Source organism: Bartonella sp. MU37NMGALS (assembly GCF_042194015.1).
Classification (GTDB): Bacteria; Pseudomonadota; Alphaproteobacteria; order Rhizobiales; family Rhizobiaceae; genus Bartonella; species Bartonella grahamii.
In genome coordinates, this window is the sequence record NZ_JBHIML010000099.1 from 1 (window position 1) to 1,058 (window position 1,058).

The 1,058-nt window shown below is 37.7% G+C and carries 1 protein-coding gene; it reads right to left on the minus strand.

All coding sequences use genetic code 11. The annotated features are described in order from the left end of the window. Positions 1-377: 377 nt before the first annotated feature. Positions 378-908 carry a helix-turn-helix transcriptional regulator gene (locus tag ACFIJP_RS09280; RefSeq protein WP_375627135.1) on the minus strand — a complete coding sequence of 177 codons (531 nt, stop codon included), beginning with the start codon at positions 906-908 and terminating at the stop codon, positions 378-380. Positions 909-1,058: the final 150 nt, after the last annotated feature.

Here is a 1,058-nt window from a genome sequence, read left to right on the forward strand (position 1 = left end):
ATTGCAGTTTGACACTAGGTTTTATACTAAGTGGGATTAGGTAGGGATACGTGATAATTTGTTGTTTTTATGGTTATTTTTTAGCATTAAATGCGCGTTTTGTCAAAATAGATTTTGACACCTAAAATTGTAAAAAAGAGCTAAAAAGAGCGAAAATCAGAAAAAAGTGCGTTTCAAAGGTAAAAATGAGAGAGGGCTTTGAAAGGTCTGTGAAAACCCTGTGAAAAATTTTGAAAAGTCTGTGAAAGCCCAGAAAACCGCCTTTGAAGATCCTGTGAAAAAAATTCGGTAAATTGTGAAGCTCACTCCGAAATCAGCCAAAAATAACCAAAAAAGCAAAAAAGATTTCCACTTTCATTTTTCATCTTAAAGAGGCATTAAGCCGTATTTTGTGTAGTTTCTAGATGTACTCTTTCAGCTTCTATTTGACGCTTTAAATGAATTTTAAGAAGAGGGAAAGTTGCTTCGACCTCTTCCGTGTCGTTGATGTCTTGAACAAGCTCTTGCAACTTTATACAAAGCTCTGCCGCTAATTCCGCTATATCTTCAGGGGGGAGTTTTATTTTAGCATCGCGATAGGTTGTATAAGCTATGCGACCAAGCTTTTTCATGAGTCCAGCAGGAATGGTGGGTGCTTTAAAACCTGCTGCTTTCGCTTTTGCCATGTCACTAAACATTTCGCCTTCACCAGTGAGAAGCCAATGAAAGTCTACGCCATAAATTTTGTGATAGGCAATTACGATAGATGCTGGTGGCTCATTTACACCGAGCTCATAATTTGCGAGCGTACCTTTCGCTAAATCAAGAGTTTTTGCAAAAGCACCGCGTTCTTCATTTCCAAGCATTTTTCTTATGTCACGTAGGCGTTTTGCCAATGGTGTTTTTGGTTCTGAATCGGGACGTGCCAAAAAAATACCTCATAAATTCATTTTTTATGTTTGCAAAACATATAAAATGAATTAACTACATATTACCGCCCGATATAGAGGGCAGATATTTTACAATTAACCCCACAAAAAACGGATGGTTTGAGCATCCGTTTGAAGCAGGAGCGAAGT